The organism is Georgenia phoenicis, assembly GCF_047302425.1.
Lineage (GTDB): Bacteria > Actinomycetota > Actinomycetes > Actinomycetales > Actinomycetaceae > Oceanitalea.
The window spans coordinates 2797829-2822245 of record NZ_CP154855.1 but is presented as its reverse complement, the minus strand read 5'-3'; the positions used below and the strand labels follow the sequence as shown (position 1 = coordinate 2822245).

Sequence of the window (24417 nt, the reverse complement as noted above, 5' to 3'; positions counted from 1 at the left end):
GATGCGCATCGACGTCCTGACGATCTTCCCCGACTACCTCGCCCCGCTCGAGCTCTCGCTCGTCGGCAAGGCGCGGCAGAGCGGGATCCTCGACCTCGCCGTCCACGACCTGCGCGCGTGGACCACCGACCGCCACCGCACCGTCGACGACACCCCCTTCGGCGGGGGAGCGGGCATGGTCATGCGCCCCGACGTGTGGGGCACCGCCCTCGACGACGTCCTCGGCGAGGAGGACGACGACGGCGGCACGGTGCTGCTCGTGCCGAGCCCGGCCGGTGAGGTCTTCACCCAGCGCACCGCCGAGGAGCTGGCGGGCGTGCGGCGGCTCGTCGTCGCCTGCGGCCGCTACGAGGGCATCGACGCCCGGGTCGCCGAGCACTACGCCACCCGCCCCGGCGTCACCGTCCGCGAGGTGTCCATCGGTGACTACGTCCTCAACGGGGGCGAGGTCGCGGCGCTCGTCGTCGTCGAGGCCGTCGCGCGGCTGCTGCCGGGCGTCGTCGGCAACCCCGAGTCGCTCGTCGAGGAGTCCCACGGCGCCGCTGGCCTGCTCGAGTACCCCGTCTACACCAAGCCGCCCGCGTGGCGGGACCTGCCCGTCCCCGAGGTCCTCACCTCCGGGCACCACGCCAAGGTCGCCCGCTGGCGCCGCGACCGGGCGCTGGAGCGCACCGCCGGCCGCCGCCCCGACCTCCTCGCGCGCCTGGCGCCCGAGGCGCTGGACCGCGAGGACCGGCGCGTTCTCGCGGGGCTCGGCTGGTACGTCGGGCCGGCCGGCCCCCGCCGCGCCCAGGTGCGCACCGCCGTCGCCGACGACGCCGCCGCCCTCGCCGCGCTGGCCGCCCTCACCTTCCCGCTCGCCTGCCCGCCGTCCCTCGGTGCGGAGGCGATCGCCGCGCACATCGCGTCCCAGCTCGACGCCGGCACCTTCGCCCGCCACCTCGCCGACCCGGCGCGCCTCCTCCACGTGGCCGTCGACGAGGAGACCGGGGCGCTGCTGGGGTACACGATGGTCGTCCTCGACTCCCCGGCGCCCGGCCGGGAGGAGCACGAGGGCGTCGCCGAGTTGAGCAAGTGCTACGTCCACCCCGACGTCCACGGCGGGGGGCTGGCCGGGCGGCTCGTCGCCGCCGCGACCGAGGCCGCCGCCCGCCGCGGGGCGCGCGAGCTGTGGCTCGGGACGAACGCCGGCAACCGACGGGCGCGCCGCTTCTACGAGCGCTGCGGCTTCGCCGTCGTCGGGAAGCGGACCTACGACGTCGGCGGGGTCCCCAACGACGACGTGGTGATGAGCACACCTGTTTTGGCGTGCTGACGCGCTGTGGCAAGATGGACCGGTCATGCGCCCACGGCGCGCGGTCTGCCTCAGGGGACCGGCGCATCCGGGCGGCGTGACCACCACCAGAAGACTCCGGCAGCGACCGCTGCCACGAACAGCGCCGGTGACCTGTGGCACCAGCGGGAAGGCACCACCATGCAGACCCTCGACCACGTCGACGCAGTATCGCTGCGCGACGACATCCCCGACTTCCGCGCGGGCGACACCCTCAAGGTCCACGTCAAGGTCGTCGAGGGCAACCGCAGCCGTATCCAGATCTTCCAGGGATACGTCATGGCCCGCTCCGGCGCTGGGGTCCGCGAGACCTTCATCATCCGCAAGGTGAGCTTCGGCGTCGGCGTCGAGCGCACCTTCCCGGTCCACTCCCCGTCGATCGACAAGATCGAGGTCGTCTCCCGCGGCGCCGTCCGTCGCGCGAAGCTGTACTACATGCGCGGCCTGCAGGGGAAGAAGGCCAAGATCCGCGAGAAGCGCTGACTCGCGACGTACCATCACTTCTGCCCGGCTCGTCGAGCCGGGCAGAAGTCTTTTTCCGACAGGAGAGCGCCAGGCCGTGACGAACGACGACGACGCGCGGACCAGGCGCCGCGACCGCGAGGACCTGCGGTCCGACGAGCCGGACGCGCAGGCGGCCCCGCGCCGCAAGGGCGGCTGGCTGCGGGAGACCGCGATCGTCGTCGTCAGCGCCCTCGTGCTGTCGGTGCTCATCAAGACCTTCCTCGTCCAGGCCTTCTTCATCCCGTCCGGGTCCATGGAGGACACCTTCGCGGTCGGCGACCGGGTACTCGTGAGCAAGCTGGCGCCGGGGCCGCTGGACGTGAGCCGCGGGGACGTCGTCGTCTTCGTCGACCCCGGCGGCTGGCTCGACCAGCCCGCCGACACCCGCAACCAGCTGCAGCGGGGGCTGGAGGAGGTGCTCACCTTCGTCGGGCTGCTGCCGCAGAACGCCGGGGAGCACCTCATCAAGCGGGTCATCGGCCTGGGCGGGGACACCGTCGAGTGCTGCGACGCGGACGGCCGGATCATGGTCAACGGCGTCGGCATCGACGAGCCGTACCTCAAGCCCGGTGTCGCGCCGAGCGAGAGCGAGTTCGCGGTCACGGTGCCGGAGAACCACCTGTGGCTCATGGGGGACAACCGCTCCAACTCCCAGGACTCCCGCTCCCACCAGGGCGAGCCGGGCGGGGGAGCGGTGCCGATGCGCAACGTCGTCGGCACCGCGGTCCTCATCCTGTGGCCGATCGACAGCTGGACCGTGCTGCGCACCCCCGGCGACACCTTCGCCGAGGTCCCCGAGCCCTGACCGGACCGGTGCCTACGATGGCTGCGTGTCTGTGAATCGCCCGCCCACCCGGCAGCTCGAGCGCGAGCTGCTCGACTCCGGCCACCGGCTCGTCGCCGGGATGGACGAGGTCGGGCGCGGTGCCCTCGCCGGGCCCGTCAGTGTGGGCGTCTGCCTCGTCGACGCGAGCACCGGCCGGCTGCCGCGCGGGCTGCGTGACTCCAAGCTCCTCACGGCCGCCGCGCGCGAGGCCCTGTGCGAGCCGGTGCGCCGCTGGTCGGTGGGCAGCGCCGTCGGGCACGCGGGCCCGGACGAGATCGACTCGATGGGGATCATCGCCGCGCTGCGCCTCGCCGGCACCCGGGCCCTGGCCACCCTCGCGGCGCAGGGCCTGGTGCCCGACGTCGTCGTCCTCGACGGCATCCACGACTGGCTGACCCCGCCGCAGGACCTCTTCGGCGGGCTCGAGGACCCGGTCGACGTGCCGCCGGTGCGGACCCAGGTCAAGGGCGACCTGCGCTGCGCGGTCATCGCGGGGGCGAGCGTGCTCGCCAAGTGCGAGCGCGACGCGATCATGGTCGACCTCGCCGAGCACCACCCGGCCTACGGGTGGGAGGCGAACAAGGGCTACTCCGCCCCCGGGCACCTCGCCGCCCTGCGCGAGCTGGGGCCCACGGAGCTCCACCGCCGTTCGTGGCGCCTGCCCACCGCCCAGGAGGCAGCCGTCGAGGCCGCTGTGCCGCAGCCCACGCCCGTCCCGGTCGCTGCCGGGGCGGCGCTCGGTGCCGCTCCCGGGGCATGATGGGGACGTGAGTGCTGAGGACCTGGAGAACTACGAGGCCGATCTCGAGCTCGGCCTGTACCGCGAGTACCGGGACGTCGTCGGGCTCTTCTCCTACGTCGTGGAGACCGAGCGCCGCTTCTACCTCGCCAACGAGGTGGACCTGCAGGTGCGCTCCGCCGGAGGCGAGGTGTTCTTCGAGCTGACCCTCGGGGACGCGTGGGTGTGGGACGTCTACCGCTCCGCGCGCTTCGTGCGCTCGGTCCGGGTGGTCACCTTCAAGGACGTCAACGTCGAGGAGCTGCCGCGAGCGGAGCTCAACCTGCCCTCCTAAGCTCGTTGCCCCACAGGGCGGGCTCGTGCCGTGCCGGTGCACCGGTGAGGTGACCGGCCCGGCGGGGCGTGGGCGGCGTCGGTGACGCTGGTCGCGGAGGTGGTGCCCCGTGGCCGCGAAGGACGAGCTCGGCGCCCGTGGTGAGCGCATCGCAGCGGCGATGCTCCGCGCGGACGGCTACGAGATCCTCGACCGCAACTGGCGGTGCCGCGAGGGCGAGATCGACATCGTCGCGCGGGACCCGCGTGCCGACGCCATCGCCTTCGTCGAGGTCAAGACCCGCAGCGGCACCGGCTTCGGCCACCCGGCCGAAGCGGTGGGCGCGGCAAAGCTCGAGCGGCTGCGGCGGCTCGCCGGCCGCTGGCTGAGCGAGCACGGCACGCGCGCCGCCGAGGTCCGCATCGACGTCGTCGCCGTCCTGCGCCGGCACGGGCGCCCCGCGCTCGTCGAGCACCTGCGGGCGGTGGGCTGAGGTGGGCCTGGCGCGGACCTGGTCGGTGGCGCTCGTGGGGGTCGAGGGGCACCTCGTCCAGGTGGAGGCGCACGCCGCGAGCGGGCTGCCCGCCTTCATCCTCGTCGGCCTGCCGGACGCCTCCTTGTCCGAGGCCCGGGAGCGGGTGCGGGCCGCGGTGACCTCGTGCGCGCTGCCCTGGGACGCGCGGCGGCGCACCGTCAACCTCTCCCCGGCCTCGCTGCCCAAGGCCGGCTCCGCCTTCGACCTCGCCGTCGCCGTCGCCTGCCTCGGGGCGGACGGCCTGCCCGGTGCGGAGCGGGCCGGGCGCGCCGTCCACCTCGGTGAGCTGGGCCTGGACGGGCGCGTCCACCCGGTACGGGGCGTGCTGCCGGCGGTGGCGGCCGCCGTCGCCGCGGGCCGGCCCGACGTCGTCGTGCCGGCCGGGAACCTCGCGGAGGCGAGGCTCGTCCCCGGGGCCCGGGTGCGCGGGGTGCAGCACCTGGCCGAGCTGGCCCGCGACTACGGCGCCGACGTGGGCGTGCCGGTGCCCGAGCCGCTGCCGGTGCCCGCCCCGCCCGCACCCCGCACGCCGCCGGACCTCGCCGAGGTCATCGGGCAGGACGAGGCCCGCTTCGCACTCGAGGTCGCGGCCGCCGGTGGGCACCACCTCCTCATGGTCGGGCCGCCCGGGGCCGGCAAGACGATGCTCGCCGCGCGCCTGCCCGGCCTGCTGCCCGACCTCGCGGACGCCGACGCCCTGGAGGTGACGGCGATCCACTCGGTGGCCGGCACCTTCGACGCCGGCGGGGGGCTGCTGCGCCGCCCGCCCTTCGAGGACCCGCACCACACGGCCACCGCCCAGGCCATCGTCGGGGGCGGCTCGGGGGTGCCCCGTCCCGGCGCCGCCTCCCGCGCCCACCGCGGGGTGCTCCTGCTCGACGAGGCCCCGGAGTTCGCCCGCCGGGTGCTCGACTCCCTGCGTCAGCCGCTGGAGCACGGGGAGATCGTCGTCCACCGTGCCCGCGGCGCCGCACGCTACCCCGCCCGCTTCCAGCTCGTCCTCGCCGCCAACCCCTGCCCGTGCGGCAAGGCCACCGGCAAGGGGCTGGCGTGCACGTGCACGCCGCTGGAACGGCGCCGCTACCTCGCCCGGCTCTCCGGCCCGCTGCTCGACAGGGTGGACCTCCAGATCGACGTCCCCGCCGTCACCCGTGCCTCCGCGGCGCTGGGCTCGCTGGGCGAGAGCAGCGACGTCGTCTCCGCCCGGGTCGCCGCGGCGCGCGAGGTGCAGCGCCGGCGGCTGGCGGGCACGCCGTGGCAGAGCAACGCCGAGGTGCCCGGTTCCTGGCTGCGCGCGCCGGAGCAGGGCCTGGGTGCCCGCCCGCGGGCCGTCCTCGAACGCGCCCTCGACTCCGGGACCCTGAGCCTGCGCGGCATGGACAGGGTCCTCAAGATCGCCTGGACGCTCGCCGACCTCGCCGGGCGTCCCCACCCCGACCTCGACGACGTCGGGACCGCCATGAGCTTGCGCACCCGAGGAGGCACCGGTGCCTGACCTGCCCTTCGACACCACCGACGTCCGGTTCGCCGCGGCCGCGTGGACCCGCGTCGCCGAGCCGGGGGACCCCGTCGCCGGCGTGCTCCGTGCCCGCCTCGGCCCGGGCCCCGCGCTCGAGTGGCTCTGCCACGTCCGGCGCTCGGACGCGAGCTCACCGGTCCCGCCCGGCGGGCTCGACGACGGCGTCACCGCCGACGAGTGGGGCAAGGCCGTGGCCCGGTGGGTCCCCCGCCTCGAGGACCTCGACATCCGTCGCGAGCTCGCCGTGCTTGAGGCTCTCGGCGGTCGCCTCCTCCTGCCGGGCGACGCCGAGTGGCCCGCCCCGCTGGGCGACCTCGGCGCCCGCGAACCGGCGGCCCTGTGGCTGCGGGGCAACGGGCGCCTGGACCACCGGCGCCCCACCGCCGCGATCGTCGGGATGCGGGCGAGCACCGGGTACGGGGAGACCCTCGCCGCCCAGATGGCCATCGAGCTCACCGAACGGGGCGTCGTCGTCGTCTCGGGCGGCGCCTACGGGATCGACGCCGCCGCGCACCGCGGCGCGCTCAGTGGCGACGGCGTCACGTGGGCGGTGCTCGCCGGGGGAGTGGATCGCCTCTACCCGGCGGGCAACACCCGCCTGCTCGAGGCGGTCATGGAGGACGGCGTCGTCCTCTCCGAGCCGGCGCCCGGGTCCGCGCACAGCCGCCACCGCTTCCTCGACCGCAACCGGATCATCGCGGCACTCGGGCGGGTGTGCGTCGTCGTCGAGGCGGGGTGGCGGTCCGGGGCGCTCAACACGGCCCGCCACGCCGAGGACCTCCTGCGCCCGGTCGCCGCCGTGCCCGGGGCGGTGGGCTCGATGTCCTCGGTCGGGTGCCACCGCCTCATGCGCGAGCGCGGCGCGGTCTGCGTCACCGACGCCGCGGAGGTCCTCGAGCTGCTCGCCCCCAGCGGGGAGGACCTCGCCCCGGACCGGCCCGTGCAGCCGGGGCTGCTCGACGGGCTCGACCCCCTCGGGGCCCGCGTGCTCGACGCGCTGCCGGCGAGGTCGGGGGCCTCCCTCACGAGCCTGGCGCGCGCGGCCGGGCTGAGCGAGCAGGAGGTGCGCGCCGGTGTCGGGCGCCTCGAGCTGAGCGGCCACGCCGAGCGCAGCGGCAGCGGCTGGCGGCGCAGCCAGAGGTCTACGTGAGCCGCGTCACAGTGGGGTAGCGTGGCGGGACGACGACGTCGTCGTCCGGCCGCTCCACCGACGCGACGTAGCGCCCGCGGCCGGCTCAGCACAGAAGGGCAGGAACATGGCAGGAAACCGCGCAGTCGCCTACAAGGGACCCGGCAAGGTCGAGGTCATCGACACCGAGTACCCGACCTTCGAGCTGCAGGACGGGCCGGGCGTGAACCCGGCGAACGTGGGACGCCAGGTGCACCACGGCGTCATCCTCAAGACGGTCGCCACCAACATCTGTGGCTCCGACCAGCACATGGTCCGCGGCCGCACGACCGCGCCGAGCGACCTCGTCCTCGGTCACGAGATCACCGGCGAGGTCGTCGAGGTCGGCCGGGACGTGGAGTTCGTCAAGAAGGGCGACCTCGTCTCCGTGCCGTTCAACATCTCCTGCGGCCGCTGCGTCAACTGCAAGAAGCGGCGCACCGAGATCTGTCTCAACGTCAACCCCGACCGGCCCGGCAGCGCCTACGGCTACGTCGACATGGGCGGTTGGGTCGGCGGGCAGGCCGAGTACGTGCTCGTGCCCTACGCCGACTGGAACGCCCTCGTCTTCCCGGACAAGGACCAGGCGATGGAGAAGATCCTCGACCTCGCGATGCTCTCCGACATCCTGCCCACCGGGTACCACGGTGCGGTGAGCGCGAAGGTCGGGACCGGCTCGACCGTCTACGTCGCCGGAGCAGGCCCCGTCGGGCTCGCCGCCGCGGCCTCGGCGCAGCTGCTCGGGGCTGCCGTTGTCGTCGTCGGCGACTTCAACACCGACCGGCTGGCCCAGGCCCGCAGCTTCGGCTGCGAGACCATCGACCTCAGCAAGGGGGAGCCGCACGAGCAGATCGAGGACCTGCTCAAGGTCCCCGAGGTCGACGCCGCCGTCGACGCCGTCGGCTTCGAGGCCATGGGCCACGGTGGCAAGGAGGCCCCGGCGACGGTGCTCAACAGCGTCATGAGGGTGACCTCGGCTGGCGCCTCGGTCGGCATCCCCGGCCTCTACGTCACCGGTGACCCGGGCGGTGTCGACGAGGCGGCCCAGCGCGGGGCCCTGTCGATGGACTTCGGGACCGGCTGGGCGAAGGCCCTCACCTTCGTCACGGGCCAGACGCCGGTGATGAAGTACCACCGCGGCCTCATGCAGGCGATCCTCAACGACCGGATCCACATCGCCAAGGCCGTCAACGCCGAGGTCATCAGCCTCGACGACGCACCGCGCGGCTACGAGGAGTTCGACAAGGGTGCGGCGAAGAAGTACGTCATCGACGCCCACGGCTCCATCCGCTAGAGCTGCGACGCGCCCGGCGGTGAGGCTTGCCCTCACCGCCGGGACGCGCCACGGTGAGCGCGTGCCCGACTCCGACGCGCTCCTCGACGCCTTCGGGCGGCACCTCTCCCTGCAGCGCGGGCTCTCGGAGCACACCGTGCGCGGCTACCTCTCCGACGTCCGCTCCCTCCTCGACACGCTCCGCGACGAGGACGACGGCGACGACGTCGACCTTGCCCGGCTCGACCTCACCGCGCTGCGCGCGTGGCTGGCCGGGCAGGCGCGCGAGGGGCGCTCGCGGGCGACGCTCGCGCGACGCTCGGCGGCCGCCCGCACCTTCTGCACGTGGGCCGTGCGCCAGGGCCACCTGGCCGAGGACGTCGGCGTGCGCCTGCAGAGCCCCCGCGCCGACAAGCGGGTGCCGCAGGTGCTCGCCGTCGACGAGGCGAGCGTCCTGCTCGACCTCGCCGAGCAGGTGGCCGACGACGGCGACCCCGCCCACCTGCGGGACTGGGCCGTCCTCGAGATGCTCTACGCGACCGGGGTGCGGGTCGCCGAGCTCGTCGGCATCGACCTCACCGCCGTCGACCGCCGCGAGCGGACCGTGCGGGTCCTCGGCAAGGGCGGTGCCGAGCGCATCGTCCCCTTCGGCGTCCCGGCCGACCGGGCGCTGGGGGAGTGGCTCGAGCGCGGCCGCCCGCAGCTGCTGACCCCGACGTCGCCGCCGGCCCTCTTCCTCGGGGCACGCGGCGGCCGGCTGGGCGTGCGGGCGGTGCGGGAGCGGGTCCACCGACTGACGGCGCTCGCGGGCGTGCGGGACCTCGCGCCCCACGGCCTGCGCCACAGCGCCGCCACCCACCTCCTCGCCGGCGGCTCGGACCTGCGCACCGTCCAGGAGGTGCTCGGCCACGCGTCGCTCGCCACCACCCAGCGCTACACCCACGTCACCCCCGAACGCCTCCGTGCCGCCTACACGCAGGCCCACCCCCGCGCCTGACCCACTCGCCCCGTCCCGCCCCCTCGCCGACAGCACACTTACCGCCGACAGCGCACTTACCGCCGAGAGCGCACTTAGCGTCGACAGCCGGATTCTCCAGGTCGGAGGCTCACCCGTGCCGGGGAAGCAGCCGGATGACGACGTCCTCGGCGAGGAGGCTCAGCGGGTCGACGTAGTCGTCCTGGCCCCGTCGCGCTCCCCAGTGCAGGCACGGCTCGTCCGGGCAGTGGTGCCCGGCAGGCTCGAGCACACCGACCACCTGTCCCGCCGTCACCTGAGCGCCGCGAGCGACCGTCGCCTCGACCGGTTCGTAGGTGGTGCGGAGCCCGTCGGCGTGGTCGACGGACACGACACCGCGGCCGGCGACCCGACCGGCGAAGGCGACGACGCCGTCGGCGGCTGCCCGGACGTCTGCGCCTGCCGGGAGGGCAAGATCGGCGCCGCGGTGGCCCGCCAACCAGCGTTCCGGCGGCGCGGCAAAGGGGCGGACCAGCTCGGCCGGGGCCCCTGTCGGCCACTCGTACCGAACCCGACCGGCCGACTCGGCTGCGCTCGTCGCGACGACTGTTGGCGGCGCCGCCGGCTGCGGTGCCAGGAGAAGTGCACCGCCCAGGACGGCGAGCACACCCGCCGTCGCCACCGCACCGCTGCTCAGTCCCATGGCACCAGGCTTCCGGGAGCACGTCGGTGTCGTGGGACGCCGGACGGTTCCTGGGGACGGCGGTTCCGCGACGGTGACCGGTGGACCGGAAAAGCCGACTGTCGGCGGTAAGTGCACTGTCGGCGGTAAGTGCACCCTCGGCGACAAGTGCACTCTCGGCGGTAAGTGTGCTGTCGGCGATAAGTGCACTCTCGGCGGTGGGTGTGGTGTGGGCGGGGACTCGGTTGTCGGCGACGAGTCGGTTGTCGGGGGTGCGGTAGAGTTGTCCCCGCAACCGGAGCGATCTGGTTGACATCGCGTGCCCACATGTCGCAGTCGCAGTCCTCGGACCCAGTGACGCGAGGCAGCCGGCGCGGTCCCGCCCAGGCGGGTGCCGGCAGTCGTGAGCACCAGGAGTGGCGGCCACCCGGTCGACCACTGGACAACCGAGTAGCGGACCAGGCAGCGGCACGCCCGCGCCTGCCCGCCCGACGTGCGGAGCACCCGCACCGGAAAGGACGAGCCATGGCCGTCGTCACCATGCGCCAGCTCCTCGAGAGCGGCGTCCACTTCGGGCACCAGACCCGTCGCTGGAACCCCAAGATGAAGCGCTTCATCTTCACCGAGCGCAACGGCATCTACATCATCGACCTGCAGAAGTCGCTGACGGACATCGACCGTGCGTACGAGTTCGTCAAGGAGACCGTCGCCCACGGCGGCAGCATCCTCTTCGTCGGCACGAAGAAGCAGGCCCAGGAGGCCGTGGCCGAGCAGGCCGCGCGCGTCGGCATGCCCTACGTCAACCAGCGCTGGCTGGGCGGCATGCTCACCAACTTCAGCACCGTGCACAAGCGGCTCCAGCGCATGAAGGAGCTCGAGCAGATCGACTTCGACGACGTGGCGGGCTCTGCCTTCACGAAGAAGGAGCTGCTCATGATGCGCCGCGAGAAGGAGAAGCTCGAGCGCACCCTCGGCGGCATCCGCGACATGGCCAAGCTGCCCTCCGCCGTGTGGATCGTCGACACGAAGAAGGAGCACCTCGCGGTCGCCGAGGCGCGCAAGCTCAACATCCCCGTCGTCGCCATCCTCGACACCAACTGCGACCCGGACGAGGTCGACTACGGCATCCCGGGCAACGACGACGCCATCCGCGCCGTCGGCCTCCTCACCCGCGTGATCGCCGACGCCGCCGCTGACGGTCTCGTCACGCGTCACGGTGGCGGCTCGGGCAACGCCCCGACCGAGGCCGAGCCGCTGGCCGAGTGGGAGCGCGAGCTCCTCGCCGCCAACGAGGCCGACCAGAGCGCCCAGGCCTCGGCCGTCGTCGCCGACCAGGGTGACGCCGCCGTCGACGCCGCGCAGCACGCCGCGGGTGTCACCAACGACGCCGAGCAGGTCGCGGCCGCCGCCGAGGCCGGCGAGGAGTCCGCTCCCGTCGTCAGCGGCGAGGGCCCCGACACCACGCAGGTGGCCGACAACGCCCCCGCGACGGACGCCCCCAAGGCGGACGAGCCCCCCGCCAGCCAGGCCTGATCCCCGCAACTAGGAGACACACACATGGCGAACTACACCGCCGCTGACATCAAGGCGCTGCGCGAGAAGACCGGCGCCGGCATGATGGACGTCAAGAAGGCGCTGGACGAGGCCGACGGCGACGCCGAGAAGGCCATCGAGATCATCCGCGTCAAGGGCCTCAAGGGCGTCGCGAAGCGTGAGGGCCGTGCGGCCTCCGACGGCCTCGTCGCCGTCGAGGTCGTCGCCGACGGCGAGGGCGAGACCGGCGTCATGGTCGAGCTCAACTCCGAGACCGACTTCGTCGCGAAGAACCAGGTCTTCATCACCCTCGCGGAGAAGGTCCTCGCGGCCGCCGTCGCCTCCGGCGCGGCCGACGTCGAGGCCCTCCTCGCCGCCCCCGCGGGCGACACCACGGTCGGCGCCCTCGTCGACGAGCACGCCGCGACCCTCGGCGAGAAGCTCGTCGTGCGCCGCGTGGCCCGCCTCTCCGGCGCGAAGGTGGCCCACTACCTGCACCGCACCGCCAAGGACCTGCCCCCGCAGGTCGGCGTGCTCGTGGCCACCGACGCCGCCGGCGCCGAGGTCGCGCGCGACGTCGCGATGCACATCGCGGCCTACAGCCCGCAGTACCTCACCCGTGAGGACGTCCCCGCGGACATCGTCGCCAACGAGCGTCGCATCGCCGAGGAGACCTCCCGCAACGAGGGCAAGCCCGAGGCTGCGCTCCCGAAGATCGTCGAGGGCCGCATGAACGGCTTCTTCAAGGAGTCGGTGCTCCTCGACCAGGCCTACGCCCGCGACCCGAAGACCACGGTCGGCAAGGTTGTCGAGGGTGCAGGCGGCACGGTGACCGGCTTCGTCCGGTTCCGCGTCGGCGCCTGACCCCACGTAGTCCGGTGGCCCCGGCCCGCAAGGGCCGGGGCCACCCGCACACCATCACCCGGAGGTCTGCATGAACGTCCCGTCCGACTCTCACCAGACCGGGGCCCCGCCCCGGCGGGTGCTCCTCAAGCTGTCCGGCGAGGTCTTCGGCGGCGGCTCCATCGGTCTCGACGCGGACGTCGTGGCCGGGGTCGCGCGGCAGATCGCCGAGGCCAACGCCGCGGGCGTGCAGATCGCCATCGTCGTCGGCGGCGGCAACTTCTTCCGCGGCGCCGAGCTCTCCCAGCGGGGCCTGGACCGCTCCCGCGCCGACTACATGGGCATGCTCGGCACCGTGATGAACGCCCTGGCCCTCCAGGACTTCCTCGAGCAGGCCGGCGTGCGCACCCGTGTGCAGACCGCCATCACGATGGGTCAGGTCGCCGAGCCCTACATCCCGCTGCGCGCCGTGCGCCACCTGGAGAAGGGGCGCGTCGTCATCTTCGGCGCCGGCGCCGGCATCCCCTTCTTCTCCACCGACACCGTCGCCGCCCAGCGCGCCCTCGAGACGCACTGCGACGAGGTGCTCGTGGGCAAGAACGGCGTCGACGGCGTCTACACCGCCGACCCGCGCCTCGACGAGACGGCCACCCGCCTGGACCACGTCACCTACGGCGACGCGCTGCGCCAGGGACTGCGCGTGGTCGACGCGGCGGCGTTCTCCCTGTGCATGGACAACGGCCTGACCATGCGCGTGTTCGGCATGACCACGCCCGGCAACGTCACGCGTGCGTTGATGGGTGAGAAGATCGGCACACTGGTGACGGTCGACGGCGGTGGCGACACCCCGGCGCCCGGAGACGACATGAAGGAGACACGGTGATCGACGAGATCCTCCTCGAGGCCGAGGAGAAGATGGACAAGGCTGTCGAGGTGGCCGGCGAGAACTTCGCCTCGATCCGCACCGGCAGGGCGAACGCGGGGATGTTCTCCAAGATCCTCGTGGACTACTACGGCGCGCCCACGCCGCTGCAGCAGCTCGGCTCCCTGACGATCCCCGAGGCTCGCACCGTCCTCATCCAGCCCTACGACCGCGGCGCCTCGAACGCGATCATCAAGGCGCTGCGCGAGTCGGACCTCGGCGTCAACCCCACCGACGACGGCAACGTCATCCGCGTCGCGCTGCCCGCCCTCACCGAGGAGCGCCGCCGCGACTACGTCAAGCTCGCCAAGACGCAGGCCGAGGACGCCCGTATCTCCATCCGCAGCGTCCGCCGCAAGGCCAAGGACGAGCTCGACCGGATGAAGAAGGACGGCGAGGTCGGCGAGGACGAGGTCGACCGCGCCGAGAAGGAGCTCGAGGCGCTGACGAAGAAGCGCGTCGACGCCGTCGACGACCTCCTCGCCGGCAAGGAACGAGAGCTGCTCGAGGTCTGAGTGGGCGCTACCGGCGGTGACCCTCCGCTCACCCGCCGCCAGATCCGCGAGATCCAGGAGGGGGCGCGGCGCGCCATCGTCGCGCAGCCGCCCCCGAAGCCCGGCGGTCGCGCCGGGCGCAACCTGCCCGCGGCCATCGCGGTCGGTGTGGGGCTCCTCGGCCTGCTCCTCGTGTGCCTGTTCGTGCGCGAGGAGGCCTTCGTCGTGCTCGCGCTCGTCGCGACGAGCGGTGCGCTGTGGGAGTTCGCCCGCGCCGTCGGCACCCGCGGGGTCGCGATCCCGCTGCTGCCGCTGTGGGTCGGCAACGCGGGCATCCTCGTCTCCGCGTACGCGGCCGGGCCCGGCGCGATGCTCGTCGCCTTCTTCCTCACCGCGGGCGGGGTGCTCGTGTGGCGGGTGCTCGACGGCGGTGGGCCCGACGCCGTGCGCGACGCCTGCGCCGGCATCCTCGCCTCCGCCTACGTCTCCTTCCTCGCCGGCTTCGCCGTCCTCCTCCTCACCGAGGACCGCGGCCCCTGGCTCGTGCTCACGCTCGTGCTGTGCGCCGTCGCCAACGACACCGGCGGCTACGTCGCCGGGGTGCTCGTCGGACGCCACCCGATGGCCCCGTCGATCAGCCCGAAGAAGTCCTGGGAGGGGGCGGGCGGCTCGCTCCTCCTCGCGGCCGCCGTCGGCGTCGGGCTGGCCCTGCTCGCGCTCGACGCGCCGTGGTGGGTCGGCCTCGTCCTCGGTGCGGGCGCCGTCGTCACCGCGACGGTCGGCGACCTCGCCGAGTCGCTCCTCAAGCGTGATCTCGGACTCAAGGACATGGGCACGCTCCTGCCCGGCCACGGCGGAATCCTCGACCGGCTGGACTCCCTGCTCATGACGGCGCCGGCGAGCTACCTGCTGCTGACGACGTTCGTCAGCTGATTCCCAGGAACGTCTGGAACAATCGGCCCCGACATGTCGACGACCGCACCCCTCCCTCCGACGCCAGGCGCTGCCGGTGAGCGGCCCCAGCTGACCTTCACCGCGCGCCGCCGCGGCAAGCCCCCGCGCCACCTCGCCGACCTCACCCGTGAGGACCGCGCCGAGGTGCTGCGCGAGAAGGCGCTGCCCGCGTACCGCGCCGACCAGCTCTCCCGCCACTACTTCAGCCACCTCACCCGCGACGACGCCGCGATGAGCGACCTGCCGGCCAGCGGCCGCGGCGAGCTCGTCGCCGAGCTGCTGCCCGAGCTCCTCACCGAGGTCCACACCCTCCAGGCCGACGACGGCGCCACCCGCAAGGCGCTGTGGAGCCTCTTCGACGGCGCCAAGGTCGAGTCGGTGCTCATGCGTTACTCCGAGCGCGCCACCCTGTGCGTGTCCTCCCAGGCCGGCTGCGGCATGGCCTGCCCCTTCTGCGCCACCGGCCAGCAGGGCCTCACGCGCAACCTGTCGACGGCGGAGATCGTCGAGCAGGTGCGCGTCGCCGCCGCGGCCTGCCGCGACGGCCTGCTCACCGGGGGCCCGACCCGCCTGACGAACGTCGTCTTCATGGGCATGGGGGAGCCGCTGGCGAACTACCGCGCCGTCGTCAACGCGGTGCGCCGGATGGTCGAGCCCAGTCCCGCGGGCTTCGGGCTGTCGGCCCGCAACGTCACCGTCTCGACGGTCGGCCTCGTGCCCGCGATCGACAAGCTCGCCAAGGAGGGCCTGCAGGTGACGCTGGCGGTCTCCCTCCACGCCCCGGACGACGGCCTGCGCGACGAGCTCATCCCGATCAACTCCCGGTGGAAGGTCGGTGAGCTGCTTGACGCGGCCCGCCGCTACTTCGACGCGACCGGCCGCCGGGTGAGCATCGAGTACGCCCTCATCCGCGACATCAACGACCACCAGTGGCGCGCCCAGCTCCTCGCCGACGAGCTCCTCGCCCGCGGCAAGGGCTGGATCCACGTCAACCCGATCCCGCTCAACCCCACCCCCGGCTCGAAGTGGACGGCCTCGGACCCGGACGTCGAGGACACCTTCGTCCGCACCCTGCGCAAGGCGGGGATCCCGACGACGGTCCGCGACACCCGCGGCAGCGACATCGACGGCGCCTGCGGCCAGCTCGCCGCCGAGGTGCTCGCCACGTCCGCCCCCAAGGTCGGTGTCCCCGAGGAGACCACGCGATGAGCACCCTGTTCCCGGTCGTCGGACGCATGAGCACCGGCTACGACCGTGAGCAGGTCGACGAGTTCTTCGCCCGGGCGCGGGAGGCCTACGAGGCGGCCCGCGCCGGGAACGTCGGGGCGCTCACCGAGTCCGAGGTCCGGCAGGTGGCCTTCGACCTCGTGCGCGCCGGCTACGCGACCGGCTCGGTCGACTCCGCGCTGGACCGCCTCGAGGCGGCGCTCGTGCAGCGCCGCCGCGACGTGTTCATCGCCGCCCACGGGCAGCAGGCCTGGATGGACCGCATCGCCGAGCGCGCCACCACGCTCTACCCGCGTCTCGTCCGGCCGGCCGGGGAGCGCTTCGCGCCGCCGGAGCGCGGGCACGGCTACGACCGCCGGGCCGTGGACGCGCTCATGGACCGGCTCGTCGCCTACTTCGACGCCGACGGCGACCTCACCGCCGCCGAGCTGCGCTCGGTGACCTTCCCCTCCGCCCGCCGCGACAAGGCCTACGCCGAGGGCGTGGTCGACGCCTACCTCGACCGCGCCGTCGAGGTCCTCCTGGCCGTCGAATGACCACGCTCACCCTCCTCGGCTCGACCGGGTCGATCGGCACCCAGGCCCTCGACGTCGTCTCCCGCGGCGGCTACGAGGTCACCTCCCTCGCCGCCGGTGGCGGGAACCTGCGCCTGCTGGCCGAGCAGGTCCTCGACCACGAGGTCCCGCTCGTCGCGGTCTCCCGCGGCAGCGCCGCCGAGGTCCGCGAGGCCGTCGCCGCCGTCGCGGACGAGCGGGGCGTCCCCGTCCCGCCGCTCGAGGTGCTCGTGGGGGAGGACGCGGCGACCGAGCTCGCCGGCGCGGGCAGCGACGTCGTCCTCAACGGCATCACCGGCTCGGTCGGCCTGGAGCCCACGCTCGCGGCCCTGCGCGCCGGGTCGAGCCTCGCGCTGGCCAACAAGGAGTCGCTCGTCGTCGGCGGCGCGCTCGTGCGCGCGGCGCGGCAGCGGCCCGACCAGATCGTCCCCGTCGACTCCGAGCACTCCGCCATGGCCCAGGCGCTGCGGTCCGGCACCCACGCCGAGGTCGCGCGGCTCATCCTCACCGCCTCCGGCGGCCCCTTCCGCGGCAAGCGCCGCGAGGACCTCACCGGGGTGACCGCCGCCGAGGCGCTCAAGCACCCCACGTGGGCCATGGGCCCCGTCGTCACGGTCAACTCCGCCACCCTCGTCAACAAGGGCCTGGAGCTCATCGAGGCCCACCTGCTCTTCGACGTCGCGGTCGACGACATCACCGTCGTCGTCCACCCGCAGTCGATGATCCACTCGATGGTCGAGTTCGTCGACGGCTCGACGATCGCCCAGGCCTCCCCGCCCGACATGCGCCTGCCCATCGCGCTCGCCCTGTCCTGGCCGGCGCGCCCGCAGCGGGCCATCGCGCCGTGCCGCTGGGACGAGGTGACGAGCTGGACCTTCGAGCCGCTCGACGAGGACACCTTCCGCGGGGTGTGCCTGGCCCGGCAGGCGGCCGCCGCCTCGGCCACCCACCCGGCCGTCCTCAACGCCGCCAACGAGGAGTGCGTCGCCGCCTTCCTCGACGGCCGCCTCGGCTTCCTCGCCATCACCGACATCCTCGAGCAGGTCCTCGCCGAGCACGACGGCGCCGCCGCCGACCGCCTCGACCTCGCCACCGTCCACGCGGTGGAGGACTGGGCGCGGCGGCGGGCCCGGGAGCTGGCAGGCGCGCGATGAGCTTCCTCGTCGGCGTCCTCGTCCTCGTCGTCGGGCTCGTCGTGTCGATCGGGCTCCACGAGGTCGGGCACCTGCTGCCCGCCAAGCGCTTCGGCGTCAAGGTCAGCGAGTACTTCGTCGGCTTCGGCCCCACGCTGTGGTCCAGGCGGCGCGGGGAGACGGAGTACGGGGTCAAGGCCGTGCCGCTGGGCGGCTACGTGCGGATGGTGGGCATGTACCCGCCCGCGCGGGCCGGGCGGACCGTGCGCCGCCGTCGTGACGGGCGTGCCACCCTCGTCGAGGAGGCCCGCGAGTACGCGCTGGCGGAGGTCGGGCCGGGGGAGGAGCACCGCACCTTCTACGCCCTGAGCGTGCCCAAGAAGCTCGTCGTCATGCTCGGCGGCCCGGTGATGAACCTCGTCATCGCCGTCGTGCTCCTCGCCGTCATCCTCGTCGGCGTCGGTGTGCCCACCTACACGGCCACGCTCGGCAACGTCCAGGAGTGCCTGCCGGAGGACCCCGCCGCCACCGAGTGCACCGCCACCGACCCCGCCGCACCGGGCTCCGTCGCCGGCCTGCAGCCCGGTGACACGGTCGTGTCCTGGGGCGGGACGCCGGTGGAGAGCTGGGACGACGTCCGCGCCGCCATCGCGGCGTCCGGGCCGAGCCCGGCGACCGTCGTCGTCGAGCGCGACGGGCAGGAGCGCACGGTCACGGTGACGCCCGCGATGAGCGAGCGGCCCGTCGTCGAGGACGGCGAGGTGGTGACCGGCGAGGACGGCGAGCCGCTGACCGAGCCGCAGCCCTTCGTCGGGATCGGCCCGGTGGCCGAGCTCGTGCCGCAGCCGGTCACCGCGGTGCCCGGCCGCGTGGCCGAGGCGCTGGGCGCGACCGTCAACGTCGTCCTCACCCTGCCGCAGCGGCTCGTCGACGTCGCGCAGGCCGCCTTCGGCGAGGAGGAGCGCGACCCGGGCGTCGTCGGCCTCGTCGGCGTGGGCCGCTTCGCCGGCGAGATCGCCTCGATCGAGAGCGACCGGTACGGCGTCGTCGAGCGGGCGGCCGACCTCCTCGGCCTGCTCGCCTCCCTCAACCTCGCGCTGTTCGTCTTCAACCTCATCCCCCTGCTCCCGCTCGACGGCGGGCACATCGCCGGTGCGCTGTGGGAGGGGCTGCGGCGCCGGGTCGCGGCGTGGCGCGGGCGCCCGGACCCCGGCCCCGTCGACGTGGCGCGGATGCTGCCGCTCACCTACGTCGTCGTCGTCGCGATGGTCGGCATGAGCCTGCTGCTCGCCTACGCCGACATCGTGCGACCTGTCACCCTGACCGGCTGAGCCGTGCACACAGGCGGTGCGGTGGGCGATACTGGCGGGGTGAGTACTCCGATCTCCCTCGGCATCCCGACCGTCAAGGAGCAGCCGCCCGTGCTGGCTCCCCGTCGGCCCACCCGCAAGATCCGGGTCGGCAACGTCGAGGTGGGTGGTGACGCGCCGGTCAGCGTGCAGTCGATGACGACGACGAAGACCCACGACATCAACGCCACCCTCCAGCAGATCGCCGAGCTCACCGCCTCCGGTTGCGACATCGTCCGCGTGGCCTGCCCCACGGACAAGGACGCCGAGGCGCTGCCGATCATCGCCAAGAAGTCCCAGATCCCGGTGATCGCCGACATCCACTTCCAGCCGAAGTACGTCTTCGCGGCCATCGAGGCCGGCTGCGGCGCGGTCCGGGTCAACCCCGGCAACATCCGCAAGTTCGACGACAAGGTCAAGGAGATCGCCCAGGCCGCCTCGGACGCCGGCGTCTCCCTGCGCATCGGCGTCAACGCCGGGTCGCTGGACCCGCGCCTGCTCAAGAAGTACGGCAAGGCCACCGCGGAGGCGCTCGTCGAGTCCGCCGTGTGGGAGGCCTCGCTCTTCGAGGAGCACGGCTTCCACGACTTCAAGATCTCGGTCAAGCACAACGACCCCGTCGTCATGGTGCGCGCCTACGAGCTGCTCTCCGAGCGCGGGGACTGGCCGCTGCACCTCGGTGTCACCGAGGCCGGACCGGCGTTCCAGGGCACGATCAAGTCGGCCACGGCCTTCGGTGCGCTGCTGTCCAAGGGCATCGGTGACACCATCCGCGTCTCGCTGTCCGCGCCCCCCGCCGAGGAGGTCAAGGTCGGCAACCAGATCCTCGAGTCGCTCAACCTGCGCCCGCGCAAGCTCGAGATCGTCTCCTGCCCCTCGTGCGGCCGCGCCCAGGTGGACGTCTACACCCTGGCCGACGAGGTCACCGCCGGCCTCGAGGGCATGACCGTCCCGCTGCGCGTCGCCGTCATGGGCTGCGTCGTCAACGGCCCGGGCGAGGCCCGCGAGGCCGACCTCGGTGTCGCGTCCGGCAACGGCAAGGGCCAGATCTTCGTCAAGGGCGAGGTCATCCGCACCGTCCCCGAGGACCAGATCGTCGAGACCCTCATCGCCGAGGCCAACCGGATCGCCGAGGAGATGGGCCTCGAGTCCGACCCCTCCGGCGGCCCCGTCGTCTCGGTCGGCTGAGCGGGACCCACGTGCTGGGCAGGTGGCTCCATCCCGTGGGTGCGCGGGTGCGACCCCTCCGCGAGGAGGACCGCGCCGCGGCCCTGGAGCTGTGCGCCGCCGACCCCGTCGGCAACGTCCTGGCCGCCGTCCAGGTCGAGATGCTCGGGCACCGGCGCCTGCCGGGCGCCGAGCTGCTCGGCGTGTGGCGTGACGGTGCGCTGCGGGCGCTGTGCTGGTCCGGTGCCAACCTCGTGCCGGTCGCGGTGGACGAGCCCGAGCTGCTCGACGCCGTCGCCGACCACGTTCGCAACCGCGGGCGGCGCGCGTCCTCGATCGTCGGGCCCGCCGAGCAGGTCCTGTCGCTGTGGGACCGGCTGGGCCCGGGCTGGCTGCCCCCGCGCGAGGTGCGCGGCAACCAGCCGTCCATGGCGATCGCCGATACCCCCGCCGTCGAGCCCGACCCTCGCGTGCGGCTGAGCCGGCTCGACGAGCTCGACGTCGTCGTGCCGGCCTGCGTGGCGATGTTCACGGAGGAGGTCGGATACTCGCCGCTCGCCTCCGGTGGCGCCTACGCGGCGCGGGTGCACGAGCTCGTCTCGACCCAGCGCTCCTACGTGCGCATCGAGGACGCGCCGGAGGGCCGGCGGGTCGTGTTCAAGGCCGAGGTCGGTGCCTGCGCCCTCGGCGTCGCGCAGGTCCAGGGCGTGTGGGTCCACCCCGAGCACCGCGGGCAGGGGATCGCGGCGCCGGCGATGGCCGCCGTCGTCGAGGACGTGCGGCAGCGGACCGCGCCGACCGTCTCCCTCTACGTCAACAGCTACAACACCGCCGCGATCGCCACCTACCGCCGGGCCGGCTTCGAGCAGGTCGGCACCTACGCCACCGTCCTCTTCTGAGGCGTTCGGCACGCCCCCGCGCCTGCCGCGCGGCGGCCCCGTGCACGGCGGCGTGCCACAAACGAACCGTCCGCCGTCCGCCGAGCGGCGACACGCCGGGCGACACGCCCACCGGCAGCCCGCCCCCACGAGCGGTGGGTCGCTTTGTGGCACGCAGCCGCTGAGGAGCCGTCGGGCGCGGCGGTGGGAGGCCGCGCGTCCGGTGGGCGGGCGGGGCGGGGGAGTGGGGCGCGATACGCTGGCGCGCGTGCTGATGCGGATGTCGACCCTGTTCCTGCGGACCCTGCGTGAAGACCCGGTGGACGCCGAGCTGCCGAGCCACCGGCTGCTCGTGCGGGCCGGCTACATCCGCCGCGCCGCCCCCGGGATCTACACCTGGCTGCCCCTCGGGCTGCGGGTGCTCGGCAAGATCGAGCAGGTCGTGCGCGAGGAGATGGCCGCCGCCGGCGCCCAGGAGGTCCACTTCCCGGCGCTGCTGCCGCGCGAGCCCTACGAGGCCACCGGCCGCTGGACCGAGTACGGCCCCAACCTCTTCCGCCTCCAGGACCGCCGCGAGAACGACTACCTCCTCGCGCCCACCCACGAGGAGATGTTCACCCTCCTCGTCAAGGACCTGTACTCCTCGTACAAGGACCTGCCGCTCACGCTCTTCCAGATCCAGACGAAGTACCGCGACGAGGCCCGCCCCCGCGCCGGCCTCCTGCGCGGGCGCGAGTTCATCATGAAGGACGCCTACTCCTTCGACATCGACGACGCCGGTCTCGAGCGCTCCTACCAGGCCCAGCGGCAGGCCTACGAGCGGATCTTCACCCGCCTCGGCCTCGAGTACGTCATCGTCGCCGCGACGAGCGGCGCGATGGGCGGCTCCCGCTCCGAGGAGTTCCTCTTCCCGACGCCGTCGGGCGAGGACACCTTCGTCCGCTCGCCCGGCGGGTACGCGGCGAACGTCGAGGCCGCCCTCACGGCCGTGCCCGAGCCTGTCGACGCGAGCGGCCTGCCCGCGGCGGAGGTCCGCGACACCCCCGACTCGACGACGATCGACACCCTCGTGGCCCAGGCCAACACGCTCTACCCGCGCCCCGACCGCCCCTGGACGGCGGCGGACACGCTGAAGAACGTCGTCCTCGCCCTCACCCACCCCGACGGCAGCGAGGAGCTCGTCGTCGTCGGCCTGCCCGGTGACCGCGAGGTCGACCTCAAGCGCCTCGAGGGCGCCCTCGAGCCCACCCTCGTGGCCCCCGCCACCGACGAGCAGCTCGCCGCCCGCCCCGAGCTCGTCAAGGGCTACATCGGCCCCTCCGTCATCGGCCCCAACACCGGCGACGACGGCGAGGAGCGCACCTCCCTGCGCTACCTCCTCGACCCCCGGGTCGTGCAGGGTACGAGCTGGATCACCGGCGCGAACGCGGAGGGCAAGCACGTCTTTGGGCTCGTCGCCGGCCGCGACTTCACCGCCGACGGCACCATCGAGGCCGCCGAGGTCCGCGCGGGCGACCCTGCGCCGGACGGCTCGGGCCCCCTCGAGCTGGCGCGCGGCATCGAGATCGGCCACGTCTTCGCCCTCGGCCGCAAGTACGCCGAGGCGCTCGGCCTCAAGGTCCTCGACGAGAACGGCAAGGCCGTCACGGTGACGATGGGCTCCTACGGCATCGGCGTCAGCCGCGCGCTGGCCGCCGTCGCCGAGGCCACCTGCGACGACTCCGGCCTCGCCTGGCCGATGACCCTGGCCCCCTTCCACGTCCACCTCCTCGCCACCGGCAAGGACCCCGAGGTCTTCGCCGAGGCCGAGCGCATCGCCGCCGAGCTCAGCGCGCAGGGCGTCGAGGTGCTCCTCGACGACCGGCCCAAGATGTCCGCCGGCGTGAAGTTCGCCGACTCCGAGCTCCTCGGCGTCCCGCTCGTCCTCGTCGTCGGCCGCGGGCTGGCCGAGGGCAAGGTCGAGCTGCGCGAGCGCACCACCGGCGAGCGGCGCGAGCTGCTCGTCGGGGAGGCCGTGGAGACCGTGGCGGCGGCCGTGCGGGCCGCACTCGGGCGCTGACCGGCACCGTGCGTGCCCGTCTGGGGGCCGCGCTCCTCGTCGCGCTCACCCTGACGGGGTGCGGGGTCCGGCTCGAGACGCCGCCGCCCGAGGTGCCGACGGCGGACGCGGTCGAGCAGGCCCGGCAGGACGCCGCCCTGGTGGCCGCGCAGCTGCGCGACGCCCCCGGCGCGGCGTCGACAGACGCGGACGTGCAGGAGGTCCTCGAGGTGGTCGGGTCCGCCTCGGCCGAGCACGCCGAGGCGCTCGGCGGCGTCTGGGAGCCGTGGCCCGGAGCCGGCCCCGACGCGACCGCCTACCCGCAGGACCCGGCCACACCCGAGCCCACCGCGACCGCGAGCCCCGAGGAGGTGCTCGACCTCCTGGAGGAGGGCGCCGCCACGGCCCGCGAGGACGCGCTCACCCACGACGGTGAGCTCGGCCGGCTCCTCGCCTCGGTGGCGATCTCCCGCACCTGGCTCGCCACCGACCTCGCCCGGGCGCTCGGGACCGAGGCGGAGCGGCTGCCCGCCGAGCCGTTGCCCGCCCCCGAGCCGGGCACGGTCGACCCCGCGACCTCCCGCGCCGTCGACGCCGCCCGCTACGCCTTCGAGGTCGTCGCCGCCCGCAGCAGCGGCGCCCAGCGCGAGGCCGCCGTCGAGCGCGCCGAGCAGCTCGCCCGGGTGGCCGGCGCCGTCGCCCCCGAGGAGGACGAGCGCGACGTCGCCTACGACGTCAGCGGCGCGACGTCGGAACGTGCGCTGGCCGGCGCGGCCGAGCTCGACGTCGTCGGCGCCTACGTCGCCCTCCTGGGCACGCCGGCCGCGGACCGGGAGGCGGTGCTGAGCGCCGCCAGCTACGCCGCCGGGCAGGCGCGCTCGTGGGATACCGCACTGCCGGCCCTGCCGGGCCTCTCCTGAGTCCGGGCGGCCCCCGGCCCCCGGGTAAGGTGTGGGAGTTCCGCAGCCGAGCCCCCAGGAGAGCACCATGGCACGCCCGTCGGACGTCGCAGCCCAGCTGCGCCGCGTCCTCGAGCCCGTCGTCACCGACGCCGGCCTGTACCTCGAGGACGTGAGCGTGAGCGCGGCCGGCCGGCGCAGCGTCGTGCGGGTCGTCGTCGACCTCGCCGACGGGCCCGGTGGGGTGGGCTCGGACCTCCTCGCGGACGTCTCGCGCCAGGTCTCCGCCGCCCTCGACGACGTCGACGTCGTCGCCGGGGCCTACACCCTCGAGGTCTCCACCCCGGGGGTGACCCGCCCGCTCACGACGGCGCGGCACTACCGGCGTGCGGAGGGCCGCCTCGTCCGCCTGCGCACGACGTCCGGCTCCGTCCGTGGGCGCGTGCTCGCGGTCGACGGCGAGGACGTCGTCATCGACACTGAGGGCACGCGTCAGGTCGTGGCGCTCTCCGACATCACCACGGGCACGGTCGAGCCCGAGCTGGGGCGTCCGGCGGACACCGCCGGAGAGGGCTGAGG

25 protein-coding genes are annotated in these 24417 nt (G+C 74.0%); 24 read left to right on the top strand and 1 reads right to left on the bottom strand.

All coding sequences use genetic code 11. The annotated features are described in order from the left end of the window. Position 1: 1 nt before the first annotated feature. The 10 genes from trmD to AA0005_RS13380 all read left to right on the top strand — a co-directional run bounded on the left by trmD (position 2) and on the right by AA0005_RS13380 (position 9207). Positions 2-1315, top strand: a complete 1314-nt coding sequence (gene trmD, locus AA0005_RS13425; RefSeq protein ID WP_413450645.1) for a tRNA (guanosine(37)-N1)-methyltransferase TrmD — start codon at positions 2-4, stop codon at positions 1313-1315. 159 nt (positions 1316-1474) lie between these two features. Further along, complete coding sequence (gene rplS / locus AA0005_RS13420; protein WP_413450644.1) at positions 1475-1816, top strand: 50S ribosomal protein L19; 342 nt, start codon at positions 1475-1477, stop codon at positions 1814-1816. A gap of 76 nt (positions 1817-1892) precedes the next feature. Continuing rightward, positions 1893-2642 (top strand): signal peptidase I, encoded by a 750-nt coding sequence (gene lepB, locus AA0005_RS13415; RefSeq protein WP_413450643.1) that lies wholly within the window; start codon positions 1893-1895, stop codon positions 2640-2642. Positions 2643-2667: 25 nt separating this feature from the next. After that, positions 2668-3423, top strand: a complete 756-nt coding sequence (locus AA0005_RS13410; protein ID WP_413450642.1) for a ribonuclease HII — start codon at positions 2668-2670, stop codon at positions 3421-3423. Between the two features lie 7 nt (positions 3424-3430). Then, a complete protein-coding gene (locus tag AA0005_RS13405; protein ID WP_110852344.1) occupies positions 3431-3736 on the top strand; it encodes a DUF2469 domain-containing protein in 306 nt (101 codons plus the stop codon). Positions 3737-3845: 109 nt separating this feature from the next. Next, complete coding sequence (locus tag AA0005_RS13400; RefSeq protein ID WP_413450641.1) at positions 3846-4208, top strand: YraN family protein; 363 nt, start codon at positions 3846-3848, stop codon at positions 4206-4208. A gap of 1 nt (position 4209) precedes the next feature. Continuing rightward, positions 4210-5745: a YifB family Mg chelatase-like AAA ATPase gene (locus AA0005_RS13395; protein WP_413450640.1), complete on the top strand. Its 1536-nt coding sequence runs from the start codon at positions 4210-4212 to the stop codon at positions 5743-5745. After that, the gene (gene dprA, locus AA0005_RS13390; protein WP_413450639.1) at positions 5738-6919 is read left to right on the top strand and encodes a DNA-processing protein DprA; all 1182 of its coding nucleotides are present in this window, start codon (positions 5738-5740) and stop codon (positions 6917-6919) included. The genes AA0005_RS13395 and dprA overlap by 8 nt, the downstream gene beginning before the upstream one ends. Positions 6920-7025: 106 nt before the next feature. After that, positions 7026-8231, top strand: coding sequence for a formaldehyde dehydrogenase, glutathione-independent (fdhA, locus tag AA0005_RS13385; protein ID WP_413450638.1), 1206 nt, complete (start codon positions 7026-7028; stop codon positions 8229-8231). Between the two features lie 61 nt (positions 8232-8292). Further along, on the top strand, positions 8293-9207 hold the full coding sequence (locus AA0005_RS13380; protein ID WP_413450637.1) for a tyrosine recombinase XerC: 915 nt from the start codon (positions 8293-8295) through the stop codon (positions 9205-9207). 109 nt (positions 9208-9316) lie between these two features. Here AA0005_RS13380 and AA0005_RS13375 read toward each other — a convergent pair whose 3' ends face one another. Continuing rightward, on the bottom strand, positions 9317-9868 hold the full coding sequence (locus AA0005_RS13375) for a M23 family metallopeptidase (protein ID WP_413450636.1): 552 nt from the start codon (positions 9866-9868) through the stop codon (positions 9317-9319). A 504-nt stretch (positions 9869-10372) separates the two neighbouring features. On the opposite strand from AA0005_RS13375, the gene rpsB reads away from it, so the two are divergent. The 14 genes from rpsB (at position 10373) to rimP (ending at position 24415) form a co-directional block, all read left to right on the top strand. After that, positions 10373-11380 (top strand): 30S ribosomal protein S2, encoded by a 1008-nt coding sequence (gene rpsB / locus AA0005_RS13370; RefSeq protein WP_413450635.1) that lies wholly within the window; start codon positions 10373-10375, stop codon positions 11378-11380. Positions 11381-11404: 24 nt separating this feature from the next. Then, positions 11405-12244, top strand: a complete 840-nt coding sequence (gene tsf / locus AA0005_RS13365) for a translation elongation factor Ts (RefSeq protein WP_413450634.1) — start codon at positions 11405-11407, stop codon at positions 12242-12244. 70 nt (positions 12245-12314) lie between these two features. Continuing rightward, positions 12315-13106, top strand: coding sequence for a UMP kinase (gene pyrH / locus AA0005_RS13360; RefSeq protein WP_413450633.1), 792 nt, complete (start codon positions 12315-12317; stop codon positions 13104-13106). Further along, positions 13103-13660, top strand: a complete 558-nt coding sequence (gene frr, locus AA0005_RS13355; RefSeq protein ID WP_413450632.1) for a ribosome recycling factor — start codon at positions 13103-13105, stop codon at positions 13658-13660. Before pyrH ends, frr begins: the two co-directional genes overlap by 4 nt. Beyond that, entirely contained in the window at positions 13661-14572 is a 912-nt protein-coding gene (locus AA0005_RS13350; RefSeq protein WP_413450631.1) for a phosphatidate cytidylyltransferase, read from the top strand. Positions 14573-14605: 33 nt separating this feature from the next. Next, positions 14606-15802 (top strand): 23S rRNA (adenine(2503)-C(2))-methyltransferase RlmN, encoded by a 1197-nt coding sequence (gene rlmN, locus AA0005_RS13345; RefSeq protein ID WP_413450630.1) that lies wholly within the window; start codon positions 14606-14608, stop codon positions 15800-15802. Next, the gene (locus tag AA0005_RS13340) at positions 15799-16356 is read left to right on the top strand and encodes a DivIVA domain-containing protein (RefSeq protein ID WP_413450629.1); all 558 of its coding nucleotides are present in this window, start codon (positions 15799-15801) and stop codon (positions 16354-16356) included. Before rlmN ends, AA0005_RS13340 begins: the two co-directional genes overlap by 4 nt. Beyond that, positions 16353-17528 carry a 1-deoxy-D-xylulose-5-phosphate reductoisomerase gene (gene dxr / locus AA0005_RS13335; protein ID WP_413450628.1) on the top strand — a complete coding sequence of 392 codons (1176 nt, stop codon included), beginning with the start codon at positions 16353-16355 and terminating at the stop codon, positions 17526-17528. The genes AA0005_RS13340 and dxr overlap by 4 nt, the downstream gene beginning before the upstream one ends. Continuing rightward, entirely contained in the window at positions 17525-18838 is a 1314-nt protein-coding gene (locus tag AA0005_RS13330) for a M50 family metallopeptidase (RefSeq protein ID WP_413450627.1), read from the top strand. Before dxr ends, AA0005_RS13330 begins: the two co-directional genes overlap by 4 nt. A gap of 39 nt (positions 18839-18877) precedes the next feature. Next, complete coding sequence (gene ispG / locus AA0005_RS13325; protein ID WP_413450626.1) at positions 18878-20044, top strand: flavodoxin-dependent (E)-4-hydroxy-3-methylbut-2-enyl-diphosphate synthase; 1167 nt, start codon at positions 18878-18880, stop codon at positions 20042-20044. A 47-nt stretch (positions 20045-20091) separates the two neighbouring features. Next, positions 20092-20922: a GNAT family N-acetyltransferase gene (locus tag AA0005_RS13320; RefSeq protein WP_413450625.1), complete on the top strand. Its 831-nt coding sequence runs from the start codon at positions 20092-20094 to the stop codon at positions 20920-20922. 247 nt (positions 20923-21169) lie between these two features. Continuing rightward, on the top strand, positions 21170-22960 hold the full coding sequence (locus AA0005_RS13315; protein WP_413450624.1) for a proline--tRNA ligase: 1791 nt from the start codon (positions 21170-21172) through the stop codon (positions 22958-22960). Positions 22961-22968: 8 nt separating this feature from the next. Continuing rightward, entirely contained in the window at positions 22969-23859 is an 891-nt protein-coding gene (locus tag AA0005_RS13310; RefSeq protein WP_413450623.1) for a hypothetical protein, read from the top strand. 67 nt (positions 23860-23926) lie between these two features. After that, positions 23927-24415, top strand: a complete 489-nt coding sequence (rimP, locus tag AA0005_RS13305) for a ribosome maturation factor RimP (RefSeq protein WP_413450622.1) — start codon at positions 23927-23929, stop codon at positions 24413-24415. Positions 24416-24417: the final 2 nt, after the last annotated feature.

What these genes read in the sequence shown, in the direction of transcription:
- AA0005_RS13340 (WP_413450629.1), top strand. Translation starts at nt 15,799, where the DNA reads ATGAGCACCCTGTTCCCGGTCGTCGGACGCATGAGCACCGGCTACGAC.
- fdhA (WP_413450638.1), top strand. Translation starts at nt 7,026, where the DNA reads ATGGCAGGAAACCGCGCAGTCGCCTACAAGGGACCCGGCAAGGTCGAG.
- rplS (WP_413450644.1), top strand. Translation starts at nt 1,475, where the DNA reads ATGCAGACCCTCGACCACGTCGACGCAGTATCGCTGCGCGACGACATC.
- dxr (WP_413450628.1), top strand. Translation starts at nt 16,353, where the DNA reads ATGACCACGCTCACCCTCCTCGGCTCGACCGGGTCGATCGGCACCCAG.
- pyrH (WP_413450633.1), top strand. Translation starts at nt 12,315, where the DNA reads ATGAACGTCCCGTCCGACTCTCACCAGACCGGGGCCCCGCCCCGGCGG.
- rimP (WP_413450622.1), top strand. Translation starts at nt 23,927, where the DNA reads ATGGCACGCCCGTCGGACGTCGCAGCCCAGCTGCGCCGCGTCCTCGAG.
- trmD (WP_413450645.1), top strand. Translation starts at nt 2, where the DNA reads ATGCGCATCGACGTCCTGACGATCTTCCCCGACTACCTCGCCCCGCTC.
- AA0005_RS13330 (WP_413450627.1), top strand. Translation starts at nt 17,525, where the DNA reads ATGAGCTTCCTCGTCGGCGTCCTCGTCCTCGTCGTCGGGCTCGTCGTG.
- AA0005_RS13375 (WP_413450636.1), bottom strand. Translation starts at nt 9,868, where the DNA reads ATGGGACTGAGCAGCGGTGCGGTGGCGACGGCGGGTGTGCTCGCCGTC.
- rlmN (WP_413450630.1), top strand. Translation starts at nt 14,606, where the DNA reads ATGTCGACGACCGCACCCCTCCCTCCGACGCCAGGCGCTGCCGGTGAG.
- rpsB (WP_413450635.1), top strand. Translation starts at nt 10,373, where the DNA reads ATGGCCGTCGTCACCATGCGCCAGCTCCTCGAGAGCGGCGTCCACTTC.
- tsf (WP_413450634.1), top strand. Translation starts at nt 11,405, where the DNA reads ATGGCGAACTACACCGCCGCTGACATCAAGGCGCTGCGCGAGAAGACC.